Origin of the sequence: Hallella absiana, assembly GCF_025457485.1 — a bacterium.
GTDB lineage: Bacteria > Bacteroidota > Bacteroidia > Bacteroidales > Bacteroidaceae > Prevotella > Prevotella absiana.
The window spans coordinates 25,407-43,407 of sequence record NZ_JAMXSP010000019.1; the positions used below are offsets into that span (position 1 = coordinate 25,407).

Here is an 18,001-nt window from a genome sequence, read left to right on the forward strand (position 1 = left end):
ACATTCATCACTCATCATTCAACATTCATCATTCTCTCTCCGGCCTCACATATCCACCAAAGGACGCATTGGCATTACAATAAGGATCTACCAACTTAAAATCGCTGCCAATAAACATATATATCGGCGGGTACGACGTGCTCCCCGTCTTATTCAGATACGAGGTCCAATAGATGGAACCCTGTTGTGAGGTCCCCGTTTCGTCAAGCCGGTCGATGACGGGAAAGTAGATCGTCGCCCCCTTGCTGTCGCCGTCCCGTTCGGTATAGAAGGCCACACCATGTCTATCGCTGTGCCAGATGTTGGCGGCATTGGTTGCCAATGAAGCCGTACCATCGGCCGTAAAACCAGTAAAGGCAAAGCTCCGCGGCACGTGGTAGCCCACAGGACACGGGTCATAGATGGTCTTTATACAACTGGGCTCACTGGCATTGTTCCACGATGTAAGGATATTGTTGATCCAATTGGTGAGGAAAGCCCATGGATGACTCAAAGAGTACGACATGAATGCCCACGACGTTTTGATGGTCGTTTGCTCTTTCGTTGCCCCTAACAATGGGTCTTTCCTACCCCACTGATAGTATGGGCAGTAGCCTTGGGTACTGGCCTCATCGTACTGGGCATGCTGATCAATGGTGAACAAGGCTGTCTGACCGCCACTGGCCGTAAGTTTGTTGGCCGGATTTCCGTTAGTGGCCTGCGTCAGTTTCACGCGGACACGGTGACGGGGATAATAAGTATAGGTGTTGTTGGTCGGTGTCCATCCAAGGTTGACAGGCATAAGCGAGATCTGTGAGCCGGCAGCATTGGTCACCGTAATGTCCTGCATGGTATTCTGCCCGAAAAGATCCTTGGTGTCAAGGAGCCAGATATGCCAGCTCCAGACAATCACGCCGTTGGAGTCGTAGGCCGCGATGACAGCGTTGCCGCCGGACACGCCGGAGCCTTTCGGAATCTCGAACACCACGCGCCTGGGCTTGCTGGACGGCGTGAAGCCATTGTCCGACATCGACATCTTTATCCATTCTGTATCGGGATTTTTCCACAGCACTTTGGCATACGCCACCTGTGAGTCAGGGATGCGCTCGCTGGTGATCTCGTTGCCCTGATAATCTTTCATGCCGTTGAATGCGGCGCGGTTGGCCCCATGGTTGATGATGGCATTGCCATAGACCAGCGGGAAGAGATAACGCCCCGGATGACTGACAATATAGCAGTTGGCCGTGGTCACGCTCTTGTCCCAGTCACCGGACGACATCGTGAGCCGTGTGCCCTGTGAGAGATCCCACCAGCTCGTCGTGTTGCCGGCGGAATAGTCGTAAGGCAACACACTGGCATCGATATTCGTCGAATGAATGCCCTCCACAGGCGTAGGTGACTGAACAGTGAAATTGAGGTTGGTGCCATTCTTGCTGTCTCCTTTAAACACTTGATAGCCATTGGATGTAACGAACTGATCGCACTTGAGCCATGAGGGCATCGTCGCGCTCCATGAGCCCCAAGTCTGCTTGGCCTCGTTCCATTCCTGAAACTCGGCATAGAGATCCACGCTGTTGCGTTCGTCCTTGTCGCTGCCTTTGTAATAGCTGTAGCTGTACATGCCGACGGCGGTCGTGCCGCCGGTGCCGCCCAACTCGCTGTTAGACGGCGACACGGTGAGGATATATCCCTTGCCGACGGCCGAGGTGCTGATGGTGTAGGTGAAGGTATGTCCCATCTGCCATTTATCGCCGGCGATGCTGGTGGAGAGCGTGTAGTTGGACGACGTACTGCCCTCCTGCACACTGATGCCCACGCTGAGCTTGGCACCGGCAGGCACCGTCTGGGGTATCATCATCAGGTAAGAGCCCTTGCCGGAAAGCAAGGATACATTCTTGTTGTTGGCCGCGACAATGCTCAGCCCTGTCGCCGAGAACGTGCCCGTGGACGAGGCCGGCGTCCATTCACTGTTGGAGAAGATGCCCTGATTGGCCACGCCGCTGATGGAGACCGAGTTGACAGTCACGCCGTCGGGCATCTGGCCGAGAACCACATCCACGGCCGTCAACAGGTGATAGAACTTCAGACTCACGGCAGAGCCACCCACACGGTTGCCCCCGGTGGTTTGCGAAGCAGCCATCAAGTCTTTCTGGCCGGAAATATTCTCTGGCACGGTATAGGTGAACGAGGGCATAGAGCCGTCAGTCTTCGCTGTCAGTCCCGTGAGATATTTGGTGTCATACGGTGCAAGGGCATAGAACAGCGCATGATCGTAGCTGCCGGCATCAGGCCAGAGCTGCGTTGCCGTCCAGTTGTCGCTTTTCTTCACGTCGGTGTCCAGAAACTTCTGGGGCCGGGCATCGCTGTCGGTGGCAAAACTGTAGCCCATGACGTGGAACGAGGAATAGAAATTATCATCGGTGACCATCTCACCACGGGTCGTGACCGAACTGCCATGAAGGCTGATGTTACTGGCCGACACCTTAGAGACATAGACAGCATGCCCCTCCACAGCACGGCTGGCGCGCGTGGTTTTGCCATCAGCAGCCGTGGCCCTCATCTCGGCCGTGGACACGCTGAAGGCAATACCGTCAGGCCGACTGCCATTCTCCGGGAAGGTGTCGTCGTGGCATCCGGCCAACAGCAAGGTCTGCAATGCCAGTGGTAAGCTGATTAGAAGTAGGAGATGTCTGTTCATATTCTCTTGCGAGTATTTCGTTTGCTGTATTGCCCCACGGCTTCACTTCGTGGTGTCTATCGTCATGTGCTTATCGCTGCCGTCGCCCGTTGTCCATGGATTGACAGCGGGAGTGAAGGCGACAGGCTCCTGCCAGTTGTCGGCATCGACCTGGAAGCGCAGTGCGTGGAGCCCTATCTTCAGTCTGACGTTGTAAGCACGCCCCGCCACGAGACCATTGTCAAACGTGCAGGTGCCGCTGACGCGCTGATGGCGGGTGAAGACGAGATAAGGCGGATTGTTGTATGCCAGATCCTTGTCGTAGGTGACGATGGTATAGGTCACCGTGACATGGAGCTTAGAGGCAGCCGCCGAAGTCGCCGAGGTGGGGATAAGCATCAGGGCGGCCGTAGTGGCGTTGCCGGCCGGACTCTGCACAGGAGCCAGCACGTCCACGGCCTTGTCCGTGGCGCCGTCGACGATCATCGGCAGTCCTCCCCCAGCCTCCTTGAGCTTGAGAAACGACGCGGCATCGGTGACCTGACCGGCCACATAGCGGCTGTCGAGCGAGGAATCGTCGACTGAGATCTTGACACTGCCGGAAGGCCGCGACCACAGAGGCACGGAAGCCAAAGCATTGCAGAGCGAGAGCGTGGCCGAAGCGGGCAGACTGCCGTCGCCCTCGACCGCTATGGACTCTATGAGCACAAGCGTGTTGGCCGAAGCACTGACATCCTCATCAGATGCTTTCTCGGCGACATACTCAGCCTGGAGGTTGATCTTGGACAGGGCATGGCGGAAATAAAACGTCAGGCGCGAGCTCACCGACGGCTTGGTCTGGTTGAGCCAGGGCTGACCACTGGTCTGGGTAGCCCACAGCAGGTCGACACTGTTCATCGGAGAGGCCGCCACGGCGTAGGTCAGCGAAGGGGCGCCGGCATGACTGTTGCCTTTGGCAAAGTCTGTGCTGTCGTTCATGGCAAGAAACCGCTCTGAGGCCTGACCACGGTAAGGCGCATAGGCGAAGAAGCTCACCTTGTCCTCCGGCCAATAGACCGTGGGAGAATAGGTCCACGAACTGGTACCGCCGTCATAAGAGACCAACTGATTGTACATGAAGTTGGGCAGGAAAGTTGTTTGGTCGGTCACATAGTCGTGTGAGCCGGTCGCATAGGCCATCACACCGAAGCCTGTCTGACGCAGGTCGCCGACAGTCTCTATATTATAATAAGGTGTAGCCGCACGCGTGGACGCACCGGAAACAAAAAAAGAAGCTACAGCCGATCGCGAAGTACCGGCTGTAGCTTCCATTGTCGTGGAATGAGAAAGATAAGTAGCGAAATCGACAGACAGTTTCTCCCCCACGTCGTCGGCAACCGGTTCTTGCGAACAAGAGGTCAACGCCAGTGGCAGCAGGATGCAGCCTAATACGATGTTCCTTCTTCTCATTCCACTATGTGAATTTAAAGTAGCCCGTTAATAGGGCTTGCTGTTTAATTTGAACTTGCTGTACCTGCAACGTTTGCAGGCATGTAGATAACCATTGGATCCTTCGTCTGATCACCATCAACCGGCTGTGCAGCACCACTCTGTGTTGATCCAGCTACAGTGTTAGTCCAATCAGATACAGTAGCGTCGAACTTCACACTGGTCAGACCCAGATGGATAAGCAGGTTGTACTTAGCGTTAAGAGAAACGCTCTTCAGGGTCAGGTCCTTGTAGAAGCTCTGCTCCACCTCGGTATAGCCTTTATGCAAAGAAGCATCCTTCGTACGGACGACATAGTCGATGGTCACACGGAAGATATGGTCATTTCCGTCAGGAATGATCAACAGCGGAGTAGTCTCGGTATAGACGCTCTGAGCACTGGTAGTAACACCTGTAGGAAGGGCTTTCCAACCCGCTTCACCATTGGCAACAGACTCAGGCTCTGCGATAGCTGCGTTCATATCCTGTGTAGTAGCACCACTTGTAGCAGTATATGCAGGAGACTTAATCTCGTAGTCGATCTTACCCATGTTGGAGTCAGAAGTAGTCCACACACCAGTAGCGAGATTAAGCGTACCACTTGTAGGAATGCTGGAATCAGAAGTCATTGCCTTTCCATCTGTACCAGCCTTCACGCTCTCAATCTTAATACTCTTGACCGTAATCTTTGTGTTGCCATCAAGACTACCACCAGTTGTAGCAGTACCATTGTCAATGTCGGCCACTACCATCAGACCAGAAGTCTTATCGCTCGTTCCTGTTGCACCTGTGCCACCAAACTTAGCCAATGCGTGCTTAAAGTTGAACTGAACCTTACCGCCTACCTTCATCTTGCTGAGGTTAGCGTTGACAGCCCCCTTAGCACCGTTGAAAGTTGTTCCAGCCTGAGCTTTTGCGCCGCTTGTTGTGGTACCATTATCACCTGCTGTACCCCAGAGGAGGTCAGCATCAGCACCGGTAGCACCAAGAACATAAGAAACGGTTGGATCACCAGCATGGTCATTACTTGACAGACCAGTAATGCCGTTAGTCGTAGAAGTCGTAAGATCCTTATACGGAGCGTAAGCGAAGAAACTCAAGTATTGAGTACTCTCCACAGGAGTGGATCCCTCGGACTGACCACCATTAGGCCAATAACGAACAGGCGAATAAGTCCAGTCCTTTGTACTAACCTTCGTATTATACAGGAAATTCGGCTCCAAGTTTGACTGGCCAGCTTGATACTGTGATGTACCCGTATAGAACACTACAACTCCAAAGCCCTTGGCCTGCAACTCTGTATTCGTCATCACAGAGGATGCAGGCGTAGTCTCTCCTGCACGAGAAAGATTGGACTTACTCTGTGCAAGGTACGAACCGAAGTTAATCGGTGTCTCCACCGACTCTTGTTTGTTGGATTCTGTCGTGTTTGTGTTGTCAAAATCTGCTTCTGAAGAGCAACTTACCATTGACACAACCACAGCGGCCGCAACCACTGTCTTTAACATGTCTTTCATTGTTGTAAGAACTAATTTTCTACTTAATATCTATTGATCAAACTTAAGGAAAACACATCTCCATTTTCATGGAAAAGATCTCCTTTCTTTCTTCTTATCCTATCGATTATCGGGTTATCCCTTTAAACGCTGCAAAGTTACGTAATCTTTTTGAAACAGCAATAACAACCGTATAAATTTAACATAAAAAAAGATCTTGCCCCTTAGTGCCGCAATTCTGCTAAAGACCAGACACCTGCCAAGCCGTGCGACAGACTCAGAATGTGATGTCGTAGTCGCCGCCATTGTCCCAGTCGTCGACTTCGGCACTGAAGCCACCACTATCGACGGGCTTCACGTCCGGGAGTTTGATGTCTGAGACCTTCCCCAACAGTGTCACCTGATAGTTCACTTTGGTGCTGTCATCCTCTTTTCCGTCATCGGTCACAACCTCGAACTTATCGCCGACTTTAGCCGTATAGACACGAATGGTGTTGTCGGCCATCTTGAAGGCTAGCTTCAACACATTGGCGGCAGCCTTCTGTGAATCGGCGGGCGGCAGGCCAAAGGTGGTGATGGAGGTCGTGACATATCCGTTTGAGGCACCGACGGAGTCGACCGTGACCTTCCAGTTGTCGAGCAACTGCGTGCCAGTGGAGTCTGTGCCGCTATTTCCTCCTATATAATATCCCGAAGAAAAGCCGCTGATGTTGCCGACTACCGACCTCAGCCCACGGATGTCCTCTACCCTGACACGAATGATCAACCGCGAGACGACCGGACGCGGTGCCACCGTCACCGCATAGCGAAGCGTGTCGGCGAGGCCTGAAGCGCGGGTGACGGCAGAGGCTGACGAGTAGTCGACCGTGTCGCGGGCCACATAGAGCAGTTCAGGATCGCGCTGATAGGTGGCGCCGCCATCCCAGGACTGGGCCGGAACCTGAGCGTCGGGTGTCAGCGTCACACGGGCCGAGTCGAAATTATCCATGTGGGAGAAGCTCAACGAGCCGAACTCGTCAGTGGAGAGATTGAAGACCATCAACCGATAATGACCGAGCGGGAGATCCAGACGGATGGAGTCCACGTCGTTGGTGATATACCGCCGCACTTGCCCATCGTCGGCATAGACATAGACCGACATGCCGGTGGGCTTGGCCTCGGCATACTTGTGCCAGTCGACATGGAGCATCAGCTCGGTGACCTCATCGCGTGGATCCACAAACTCCCGGCGGTCAAGGAAACTGTCCTCACCGCAGGAACCCAACATCGTCACGACGGCAATAAGAAGAGACACTATCATCCAACGGCTCATAGCTCCCTCCTTTCTTTTGTGGTCTCTGCCCCACTGCCTTGCCCACCGATTTTCTTATGGCGTTTTCTGCTGCCAATGAGCCAGACGAGGGAGAGCTTGACCTTGGTGGGACCTACATATCCGAGCGAGCCTTGGTGTCTCTCCAAGGGATGATAGTCCGCGTCGGCCTCGTAGCTTGTATAGGATCCGCCGACATAGCCGCAAGAGACCTGGAACTCCAAGTTGAGGCGACGCCCGATACGCCGCGAGCAACCCAAGGAAAAGCCAGCAGACCAGTAGCCGCCCCGATGACCGGTACCGTCCCATTCAAGATCGTAGTAGCCACCGGCTCCGTACACCCCCACAAAATAGCCGGTAAGACGACGATAAGGTGTCTTGGCAAAGTGCCCTGTCCACCAGCGCAGCTCTCCCCCGGCCTCAAAGACTTCGTAGCACCGGAGGTTGTTGTGCCAGGTATACCAGGGGAAAGCGGTCTCTGCCGCCAGACTCAGACGTGGCCCAAGATCTTTCTCAATCTCAAAATTGGGAGTCAGCAAAGCATCGTACAAGAGATTGGTCTTAAGCGCAACAGACGGACGCAGGCTGTCGCCCTGATCAGAGACACTCTGACCACGGCCGGCGAGAGGAAGCACAAGTGCAGCTCCCAACAACAGATACCTAAAAGTCCGTCCTATATTCATCTTTCTACCCTCTTAAGTGATACCCTCAAGCAAATATGGGGCTGCAAAGATACAACTTTTCAACCAAACAAGGCACTGGTTGACAAGAATATCAGCACATTTTTACAAAGAATTACATTATAAGCAAAGGAAAACACGATAACGGCAGAAGCCTGTACCGACTCAAAGCCATTATCGCACAAAGAGATGTGGAGCTGGTGGGATTCGAACCCACGTCCAAACAGGGAAACCATACGCTTTCTACACGTTTATTCCAGCCTTTGGTTTTCGTGCGACGGCAAGACCTGGACCACCAACCGGCGCCTTAGCCTCTAAAATTTCATCCTGCTGTCGAGGCCCGGCAAGACTATTTCCGATTTATCTGCACCGCTTGATCCTCAGATTCGGAACAACATCCTTGGAGCGATGTCTCGTCCCATCATCTGATGACGGGATTAAGCCAGTAATCTACTGTACTTCGATTAGGCAGCGAGAGCGTAATTGTTTTCGCCAATTAAATTTTTGTTCACTCAGATTAAAGAGCTAGCCAACGAGGCTCTGCGTGCTTACGTACCATCTCAGCCTGCTGTCAAATCCAGTCAACCCCAGATGATATTGGTTGCAAAGATAAGAACTTATTTCCATACCGCCAAATGTTATTAACTATATTTATAGCTTTCGCAAACATCAGTAGCAATTTAGCGAAAACAACTCATGCAATGTCTCGGAGTGAGTCAGAACTTATATTTCGTTTCCTTCCCAAATAATTGTCGCTATAGACTTTTTGTTGTACCTTTGCATTCGGAAAATACCTAAGCATGGTAAAACTTTCTTTTTTGTCAAGCAATAATCTTGCAAAAAGAGAGTTTATAGACATAAAGAATACATAACATGAAAAAAATACTATTGGGACTGGTCCTGCTACTGGCTGTTCCCCTCTCTGTCTGCGCGCAATCGTCTATGACTGATTCTCAAGTCGCGGAATATGTACAACGCGAATCTACCCGCGGATCTTCGCAGGCGCAAATCGTCACTCATCTGATGCAAAGCGGCGTCGACATCTCGCAAATCAGAAGGGTGAGACGCATCTATGAGCAAAAAACCAAAGGCAAAGGACTCGGAAACACTACCGAAACCGCAACAGCGGAAAACAGACTAAGACAAAACAACGGAAAAGCTAAATCGTCGAAGACAAAAACGCAAACCGAGAAATACGACAAGCAGCGCAATGCCGCCACCACAGGACGTATTCAGGGTACCCCAAAATGGCAAGAGCAATACGACGAAGACGACCAGGACTTCTTGCAGATGCAGCAGGAGGTCAGCAATATCATGCCCGTCGACACGGCCAAACTGCTCAAACAGTTGCTCGACCAACAGCGCAAAGACAAGCACAAGGTCTTTGGACGCGACATCTTCTCCAACAAGAATCTCAGCTTCGAACCCATCATGAACATCGCCACGCCACAAAGCTACCGGCTCGGACCGGGCGACGCGGTGAATATCGACATCTATGGTGCCTCACAGCGAAGTATCACTGCCACTGTAAGCCCTGACGGTGACATCGTCATCGAGAACTTCGGCCCCATCCATGTTGGCGGACTCTCTGTGGCCCAGGCCACTGCCCGCATCCGTTCCCAGCTCGGAGCCCGCTACCAGAGCAGTCGCATCAAACTATCACTCGGACAGACGCGCACCGTCACCGTCAACGTCATGGGCGAGGTCGTCACGCCGGGCACCTATACACTCTCAGCCTTCGCCAGTGTCTTCAACGCCCTCTACATGGCGGGCGGCACCAACGACCTCGGCACTCTGCGCAACATCAAGATCTATCGCCACAACCGCCTCATCAGCGTCTGCGACATCTATGATTATATCCTCAATGGCAAGATGACAGGCAACGTGCGCCTCAACGACGGCGATGTCATCATCGTGGGTCCCTACGACTGTCTGGTCAACATCACCGGAAAGGTCAAACGGCCGATGTACTACGAGATGAAGCGCAACGAGAGCATCGAGACCCTGCTGCGCTATGCCGGCGGTTTCACGGGCGATGCCTATAAAAAAGCAGTGCGCGTCAACCGCAAGACGGGCCGCGAATACGCCGTGTACAATGTTGAGGAGTTTGACATGAGCTCGTTCCGCGTGGCCGACGGCGACAGCGTCAGCGTGGACTCGATCCTGCCCCGCTACCAGAACACGGTAGAAGTCAAAGGAGCTGTCTTCCGCCCTGGCATGTACCAGCTCGGTGCCGGCATCAACAGCGTGCGCACACTTATCCAGCATGCTGAGGGCCTCACTGAGCAAGCCTTCACAGCCCGTGCCGTCATACACCGCATGAACGCTGACCGCACGCTGCGTGTCATCGCCGCTGACATCGAAGGCATCATGAGCGGACGCGTGGCCGACATCCCACTGAAAGAAAACGACGTGCTCTTCATCCCCACCAAAGAAGAAGCCATGACCGAGCGCACCATCACCATCAACGGTGAGGTCCACTACCCGGGCATCTATAAATATGCCGACAACGAGACACTTGAGGACTTCGTGCTGCAGGCCGGCGGACTCAAAGAGACGGCCTCAACGGTGAAGGTCGACGTAGCCCGCCGTGTCTCTGACCCCAAAGCGCTGACCACCGACAGCATCATCGCCAAGACCTACAGCTTTGCGCTGAAGGACGGATTCGTCGTCGACGGACAACCGGGCTTTGTGCTCCAACCTTACGATGAGGTGTATGTGCGCCGCAGCCCCGCCTACAGCGAACAACAGAACGTCACGGTCGACGGCAAAGTGATGTTCCCCGGAACCTATGCCATGGCCTACCGCGACATGCGGTTGACCGACCTGGTGAAGATGGCAGGCGGCGTAGCTCCCGACGCTTATATCAAGGGCGCCCGCATCATGCGCGTGCCCAATGAGGCAGAGCGCACACGTATGGAGGCTGCCTTCAAGATGCAACAAGAGCAGTTGCGCCAGCAACTCATGCAACTGGCCGTCAACAGCAACAACAACAGCATGCTGCAAAACTCAGACGAGACACTGCAAAAGCAACTCGAGAAGTTCCAGGTGCCCAACACCTATCCTGTCGGCATCGAACTGGACAAAGCTCTGAAAGATCCGAAGAGCGATGCCAACATCGTGCTGCGTGCCGGCGACCGTCTGCTCATACCGTCGTACACAGCGACGGTGAAGATCAACGGTGCCGTGATGTATCCCAATACAGTCAGCTATGAGCGTGGGGAAAGCGTCCGCCACTATCTCGACGCTGCCGGTGGCTTCGCGCAGAATGCCCGCAAGAGTGGTGTATACATTATATATATGAATGGCATGGTCGGTAAAGTCAGCCGTGGCGCCAAGGTAGAGCCAGGCTGTGAGATCGTCGTGCCCTCGAAGCTCACCCGAAAGATGACCGCTGCTGAATACATGAGTCTCGGATCCAGCCTTTCGAGCATCGCCGCCATGATCGCCACCATCGCCAACATGTCGAAATAAAGTCGCAATCAAACACCGGGCACGTGCCCAGCCAAGTAGACGACTCTGCGACCTCATCAAGGTCTTATGCGGACTCTTCTCCTTCGCTCCGCCTCCGGCGGCAGTCCCCCTCACCACAATGATGAGGGGAGGAGAAGAAGTACCGCCAACGCATCATCCATTATTCAATATACATTATCATGTTACATCAAGATCGTTTAGAAGACCGTCTCATCTTGCAAAGGGTCAAAGACCGCTAAGGTTCCGCCCAACAACATTATTTTTGAACTTTCCTTTCACATGAATATCCATTAATGAACACGAAAGGATCATAAATAATTAATGAAAGAATCGTGGGCTTTGCTCAAAAATCAATTTGAAACAGTATTGAAAATAAAAAAAATGGAAAATATACAAGCTCGAACTTCGGCTATTGATAACCACTCATCCTCTGACAACAGTGTTGCTAATATCGACATGAGATACATAAACAAGAAGTTGTTTGATCATTGGGTTTGGTTTGTAAGCATATTACCCTTCATTTTAATCTTTTCTTATTTATTGATTTGTTCCGTACCCAGATACTACACGACCTCAACAAAACTCGCGCCAGAAATAGAATCACCAAAAGGTTCCGGCGGCGCAATGAGCTCCATAGCTTCCAGTCTGGGAATCGACATTTCAAACATACAGTCAACAGATGCCATCACCCCTTTACTTTATCCAGAATTGATGGAGGATAATAAGTTTATCACTAATCTTTTCAATATAAAAATCATCACGATTGATAACAAAACCAAATGTGACTACTTCACCTACTTGTCGAAATATCAGAAGAAGCCTTGGTGGAGTCGATCCAAGAAAGACGAGATAGCAAGCGAAATCACACCCAACCCATACAGACTGACAAAAGGGCAAGACAGAATCGTACAAGAGATAAGATCAAATATTAAAATTAGTGTAAACTCAAAGAATGGTGTCATAACGATTACGACAAGCGATCAAGACCCCCTTGTTTGCAAAACGGTAACCGATTCTCTAAGGACAATTCTCAAAGGATATATTACCAAATACAGAACTGACAAAGCAAAAGCCGATTACGCTTATTACTATAATCTTACAGAGAAGGCTAAAGCAAAATATGAACAAGCTCGAAGAAAATATGGGCAATTTGGTGATGCCAATCAAGATATACAATTACAAAGCTACCAACTGCAACAAGAAGAATTAGAGAATGACATGCAACTCAAATACAATGAGTACACGACAATGAATACCCAACTGCAACAAGCTGCCGCCAAAATTCAGGAAAAGACACCAGTCTTTACGCTTATAAAAGGTGCAGAAGTACCCATCAAGCCTGCAGGCCCCAAGCGAATGATTTTCGCGCTTGTCATGACAATCCTGGCCGCATTTATTCTGTCTGTCATCATCTTGAGAAAAGACATCTTCAAAGTCTTTGCATAAGTCACATAAGTAAGCAAATGGAATACAGCATTTACACAAGATGCGGCCTGGTTGTTAAAAGATTATTAGGAATTAAAGATATATCTCTATTAAGAAAGAATCTCAAAAAAAATGTAGGGAAACTGATTTACCATCAGAAATATGATGCGGACGACATCATAAAAATCATGATCGGCATGGGAATGAAGCAGGGATCTGTCGTCTGCATCCATGCATCTATGAAAGAGTTCTATAACTATAGGAGCACAGCGAAAGAACTGATAGGCAAAATCATCGATGTGATCACCTCTGAAGGCACAATCATGATGCCAGCCTTTCCTGACCAAACTCATGTACATGACAAAGAATATGTCTTTGATCCAAAGAATGAGCCCACGAAGGCTGGCGCACTGGCCGAAGCCTTTCGAAAATATCCAGGAGTGATCAGAAGCATCAATGTGCAGCATTCTGTATGTGCGTGGGGAAAGTATGCTCAATGGCTCACCAAAGATCATCAGTATTGCAAGAATTGCTGGGACGAGAATTCGCCATGGTTCAGAATGACAAGCCTTAACGCATTGAATTTTACGTTAGGCTTATCCTCTCATTATATTGGTACTTTTGACCACTGCGTAGAAGCGGTTCTCTACAAAGACTATCCCTACTGGGCACAATTCTTCAATAAGAAATGGACCTATCATTACTATGACAGCAATAGAAATGTTCAAAGCTACTGTTGCATAGAAGGTGACATTGAAAGGAGAACGAGAGAGAGACGGCTCATTAAATATTTTAGTAGCGAGGAGTATCAAAAGAAGAAGATCTCTAATTTGCTCATTCAAAGATACAAGACCAAACCTTGCTTAGACAAAATGATCAATTTAGGGCGGAAAGGCATCACTATGTATTACGTACCTTCAACAAAAGGATTCTCTTTCAATGAGTAGACTCAAAAACATTTTAAACATGCCGCTTGTCAGAAATACTATGAAAATTTCGGCAAGCAACATAGTGATGTATTTGCTTCCCCTTGTTGTCACACCTATCCTCTCAAGATTATACACTCCTGTCCAATATGGCGAATGGGGGATCTTCTCTTCTTTGATTTCTATTATATGTTTGGCCCAATTTGCAGGATTTGACAACACTTTGGTCAAATGCGAAAAGGAAGAAACAGGTTTGATGACTATTATCTGTACCATCTTGGGCGTCGTATTCTCTCTGGGTATTACTATTGTCTTCTATATTGGCACCAAGCTGAATCTTAGTTTCTTTACATCTTTTCCCAACAAGCCTCTACTTGTCGCATATCTGTTTATATATGTGTTTTACACCATTGGCTATAATCTATGTAACAGGCAAGAGAAATACAACGTTCTTTCAATAGCAAATATAGTGCAAGGCAGTTCTCAAGCGCTATTTCGCATATTTTTTGGAATATCAGGCATACTCATCTTCAACGGACTGATACTCGGAACGACAATGGCATTGCTGAATGTTTCTGTCTTCTTATTTTTTAGTATTAAAGGCACATCTTTCATTGTCCATGAAGAATGTCGTTTTTCAAAGATCAGAGGGCTGGTCGCTAAATACAAAAAATTTGCGCTTTACGATGCTCCCTCATCCATATTGTCATTTGCAGCTTTTAATCTACCGACCTTAATTCTTGCATATTACTTTGGGAAAAAGGACATAGGCTGCTTCTCTATGGTACTACAACTATTGCTCATTCCGATGAGTCTTGTCGGATCTGCAATGGGCAGAGTTTTCTATCAAGAAATATGCAAAGAAAGCTCCGTGACGTTCACACAACAAGCTACCAGGAGAATGGTAAAAACATTAGGATTTATTTCTATACTTCCCCTTCTCTTTCTTGTATGCGGCGGTGATCATATACTTGTATGGTTTCTTGGCAGTAAATGGCAAGATGCCGGCATCGTGGCACTGAGTCTTGCATTATGGTCTTTTCCTACTATCCTCACTCAGCCGTTATTGCCTTTGTTTAGATATTCCGGCAAGCAGGACATCATGCTCCTATATGATATATTATATTTCATATTCGGCGTGGGAAGCATCTATGTCTGCTGCCAGTTAAGACTCAGTCTCATCTCTGTCCTAATTGTTTTCTCTATTTCTTGCTTCCTGGTAAAGATGTTACTCTTCATCCAACTCTTCTTAATAGGAAAAGTAAAAAAAAGACTTATTGCTAAATACATACCCATCTGGTCGACTGCGATTGCAGGATTAGTAGCACGATTAATGCTGACATGAAAAAAATCCTTCACCTTCTCTTTGATGCAGACAAATTTTGGAGCAAGATGATCCTTACCGTCATCTATCTCTTTGTCTATGATTATCTCTTTCATGACTTCATATTCGAGCAATTCGAATATATGGGTATCGTTTATCAGCCCATGAGCATAGAGACAATGACCATATGGATAATACTATCCATCACACCTGTGTCTTTTTACAATGGTGTCGTGAATGTCTCGTCATACATCACCTTTTTTCTATACTTGTTTGTTTATATTCCTTTCATCCATGCCATATATGTAATACCCGATTTGTCTTTTATTCAGAAAGGAATAGTATCTTTAGTAGTCTGCGCGCTATTTATTTTATACATGAATATTGGCGGAAGAATAAAATTATTGAAGAACATCAATATCACTCCAAAAATTCCTTTCAAATACATAGAAATTCTAACTGTTGCATTATCCGCCGTCTATGTTGCGGCAAATATTAGCAGAATGCATTTCGTCAATATCTTCACGCAACAAGACGTCTTATATGACCTGAGAGCACAAAACTCCGAGGAGCTTGGGGAAGGAAATATTTTTGCTTATTTAAGGGGATGGCTTTTCGGAGCTTTTTATCCTTTTTTGCTGGTTCACTATCTGAAAAACAAGAAATGGCTGTATTCTATCTGTATACTTATTGGATATATAATACTGTTTATGGTTGACATGCAAAAACTTACCTTCTTCATGCCATTCGCTCTAACAGCTCTTTATTTCCTAATCAAAATAAATATACACACGATTTGCAACAGACTGCATTCTTTTATTATAGGTTTTCTCATCCTCATGTCTTTAGCTCTAATGTCTCTACAAGACAACAAGGTTGTTTTTACAATTGCAGCTATTTTGATATTAAGAACCATTTGTGTCACAGGATGGTTAACACAAATATACTTCATCTTTTTCAATAATGGCAACCCTTTCACACACTATTCCCACATAAATATCGTCAATCTTCTGACCAACAGCTATCCATACGATGTACCCTTGGGGATTGCGGTCTCTTATCACACTCAAAATGCAAATGCAACCTTTCTTCTCACTGATGGGTATGCCGCATGGGGTATAGCAGGCATAGTTATCATAGGCTTTATCTTTTACTTCTTTTTAGAATTATCAAATTCAATTTCTTATAATTATCAGTTAGAAGATTTACTCGTTCTTTTTCTGCCCACGGTATCATATCTTTTAAACGTCTCTTTTTTCACAACACTTCTTTCCAACGGATTGCTTTTCCTGATTATCCTGATTGCATGTACAGACACAACGGATCAACAGAAACAAGCAACTATTTATGTCAATGAATAAACTCTGCCTCATTACAAATATTGCACCCCACTATCGTCGGGCTATCTTTGAAGAAATAGACAAAGAGATCGGATGCGATTTCTATATTGGTGACCACATCGAAACAGAGCTCAAAATATTCGACTATCATATTTTAGTCGGATTTAAAAAGACTGTCCACAACATATTCCTGCATCACTTTTATTGGCAAAGAGGCACTGTAAAATTAATATTTAAGCCATATAAATACTATATCTTTGATGGGGAGCCATTCTGCCTTTCTACGTGGGTCTTATTGCTGTTTGCAAAGATGCTTAGAAAGCAAACCATAGCTTGGACGCATGGTTGGTACGGACGAGAAAGAGGCGTTAAAAGATACATAAAAAAGACCTTCTACTCTCTATTTAGCAAACTGATGCTTTACAACGAGTATGCAATTGACCTAATGGAAAAAGAAGGTCTTGACAAGGGAAAATTAACTTGCATTGCTAATTCTTTAGATTCTGATAAAGAATTGTCTATACGCAAGCAATTACGCCCTTCCAAAATATATCATTCGCACTTTGAAAACGCCTACCCTACTATCATATATTGCGGAAGGATACAAAAAAGAAAGAAAATAGAGCAAATATTTGAGAGCATGGAAATCCTTAAAAGACAGGGACACATCGTTAATCTGGTTATCGTAGGCAAAGATGTAGACGGGGCTTCTTTGACGAATGATATAAAAAGACTTAAGTTAGAGGAGCAGATATGGATGTATGGTCCATGCTATGATGACTATAAGTTGGGAGAATTGTTTTATAATGCTACTGTCTGTGTCTCTCCGGGCAATGTTGGTCTAACAGCTATCCATGCACTGACATTTGGTTGTCCCGTGGTTACTCACGATAATTTTCCATATCAAATGCCAGAGTTTGAAGCGATCCAACCCAATGTAACAGGAGATTTCTTCAAGCAAAATGATATCAAAGATTTAGCTCGCGTGATATTAAAATGGATAGAAAAGTCAGAAAATAACAAAAGCATTATTCAACAAGCTGCCTATAAAGAAATAGACAGTAAATGGAATACACATTATCAAATAAAAACAATTAAGGAGGTGATCAATGCCAACTAACACAGATACCACATACTTTAAAGTAAGATCATTTTTTCGTGCTCAGATCCTTAATTTACTTGGAATGTACTCAAAGCCCGTATCTGGTATTCATATACTGAATGGCCATCGTATTGAGAACGAAGCAGAACCGGAAACATTCAGATCATTACTTTCCGAACTTTCCAAGGAGGTGAAGTTCATCAGGTTTGAAGATGCTGTTGAAATGATAGAAAGGCACGAGAATCCAAAAGATCCTTTGGTGGCATTCTCTTTCGATGACGGATTTATGGAGTGTTATGAGGTGTTTGCGCCAGTACTTGAGGAGTTCGGCACAAATGCAATGTTCTTTGTCAATCCCAATTATGTAGACGGAGACGAAGCATATATTATGGACTTCAACGAAAATATTGTGCTGACTCATAATAAACGCCCCATGCGATGGCAACATTTAAAAGAGCTTAGTAACAAAGGATTCTTGATAGGTGCGCACACCATGGATCACTTTATGATTAACAGCACAGACAAGGAAAAGTTAATGTATGAAATCGTAAATTGTAAAAGTGCTATTGAACAGCACATCGATAAACCATGCGAGTATTTTGCCTTTCCATACGGTAAAATTTCAGAAGCCAATGAGATGTCCATTGATTTAGCACTATCTACATATAGTCATGTTTTCGCACAATCAGAATGGAAGCGATATTATAGTTTTAATGGAAGGGTAATTAACCGACGCCAGTTTGAGGTGTTTTGGCCCATCAAACATATCAACTACTTCTTGAGCTATAAGAAACGATACTAG

At 47.5% G+C, this 18,001-nt stretch carries 12 protein-coding genes and 1 other RNA gene; 7 read left to right on the forward strand and 6 right to left on the reverse strand.

Features of this window, described 5'->3' with window-relative positions; translation table 11 throughout:
* Window positions 1-28: 28 nt before the first annotated feature.
* The 6 genes from NG346_RS10075 to ssrA all read right to left on the reverse strand — a co-directional run bounded on the left by NG346_RS10075 (window position 29) and on the right by ssrA (window position 8,197).
* Window positions 29-2,677 carry a fimbrillin family protein gene (locus NG346_RS10075; protein ID WP_262288682.1) on the reverse strand — a complete coding sequence of 883 codons (2,649 nt, stop codon included), beginning with the start codon at window positions 2,675-2,677 and terminating at the stop codon, window positions 29-31.
* 42 nt (window positions 2,678-2,719) lie between these two features.
* The gene (locus NG346_RS10080; protein ID WP_262288683.1) at window positions 2,720-4,105 is read right to left on the reverse strand and encodes a fimbrillin family protein; all 1,386 of its coding nucleotides are present in this window, start codon (window positions 4,103-4,105) and stop codon (window positions 2,720-2,722) included.
* A 44-nt stretch (window positions 4,106-4,149) separates the two neighbouring features.
* The gene (locus tag NG346_RS10085; RefSeq protein WP_262288684.1) at window positions 4,150-5,640 is read right to left on the reverse strand and encodes a fimbrillin family protein; all 1,491 of its coding nucleotides are present in this window, start codon (window positions 5,638-5,640) and stop codon (window positions 4,150-4,152) included.
* Window positions 5,641-5,896: 256 nt separating this feature from the next.
* A complete protein-coding gene (locus NG346_RS10090; protein ID WP_262288685.1) occupies window positions 5,897-6,931 on the reverse strand; it encodes a DUF5119 domain-containing protein in 1,035 nt (344 codons plus the stop codon).
* Window positions 6,928-7,611 (reverse strand): DUF3575 domain-containing protein, encoded by a 684-nt coding sequence (locus tag NG346_RS10095; protein WP_262288686.1) that lies wholly within the window; start codon window positions 7,609-7,611, stop codon window positions 6,928-6,930. Before NG346_RS10095 ends, NG346_RS10090 begins: the two co-directional genes overlap by 4 nt.
* Window positions 7,612-7,797: 186 nt before the next feature.
* Window positions 7,798-8,197: a transfer-messenger RNA gene (ssrA, locus tag NG346_RS10100) on the reverse strand.
* A gap of 284 nt (window positions 8,198-8,481) precedes the next feature.
* On the opposite strand from ssrA, the gene NG346_RS10105 reads away from it, so the two are divergent.
* The 7 genes from NG346_RS10105 (at window position 8,482) to NG346_RS10135 (ending at window position 18,001) form a co-directional block, all read left to right on the forward strand.
* The gene (locus NG346_RS10105) at window positions 8,482-11,082 is read left to right on the forward strand and encodes an SLBB domain-containing protein (protein WP_262288687.1); all 2,601 of its coding nucleotides are present in this window, start codon (window positions 8,482-8,484) and stop codon (window positions 11,080-11,082) included.
* A 321-nt stretch (window positions 11,083-11,403) separates the two neighbouring features.
* Window positions 11,404-12,528: a GumC domain-containing protein gene (locus NG346_RS10110; protein ID WP_262280302.1), complete on the forward strand. Its 1,125-nt coding sequence runs from the start codon at window positions 11,404-11,406 to the stop codon at window positions 12,526-12,528.
* 17 nt (window positions 12,529-12,545) lie between these two features.
* Window positions 12,546-13,454 carry an AAC(3) family N-acetyltransferase gene (locus NG346_RS10115; protein WP_262280301.1) on the forward strand — a complete coding sequence of 303 codons (909 nt, stop codon included), beginning with the start codon at window positions 12,546-12,548 and terminating at the stop codon, window positions 13,452-13,454.
* Complete coding sequence (locus NG346_RS10120) at window positions 13,447-14,778, forward strand: oligosaccharide flippase family protein (protein WP_262280300.1); 1,332 nt, start codon at window positions 13,447-13,449, stop codon at window positions 14,776-14,778. The genes NG346_RS10115 and NG346_RS10120 overlap by 8 nt, the downstream gene beginning before the upstream one ends.
* The gene (locus NG346_RS10125) at window positions 14,775-16,118 is read left to right on the forward strand and encodes a hypothetical protein (RefSeq protein WP_262280299.1); all 1,344 of its coding nucleotides are present in this window, start codon (window positions 14,775-14,777) and stop codon (window positions 16,116-16,118) included. The genes NG346_RS10120 and NG346_RS10125 overlap by 4 nt, the downstream gene beginning before the upstream one ends.
* Complete coding sequence (locus tag NG346_RS10130; protein ID WP_396266810.1) at window positions 16,111-17,217, forward strand: glycosyltransferase; 1,107 nt, start codon at window positions 16,111-16,113, stop codon at window positions 17,215-17,217. The genes NG346_RS10125 and NG346_RS10130 overlap by 8 nt, the downstream gene beginning before the upstream one ends.
* Complete coding sequence (locus NG346_RS10135) at window positions 17,207-18,001, forward strand: polysaccharide deacetylase family protein (protein WP_262280297.1); 795 nt, start codon at window positions 17,207-17,209, stop codon at window positions 17,999-18,001. Before NG346_RS10130 ends, NG346_RS10135 begins: the two co-directional genes overlap by 11 nt.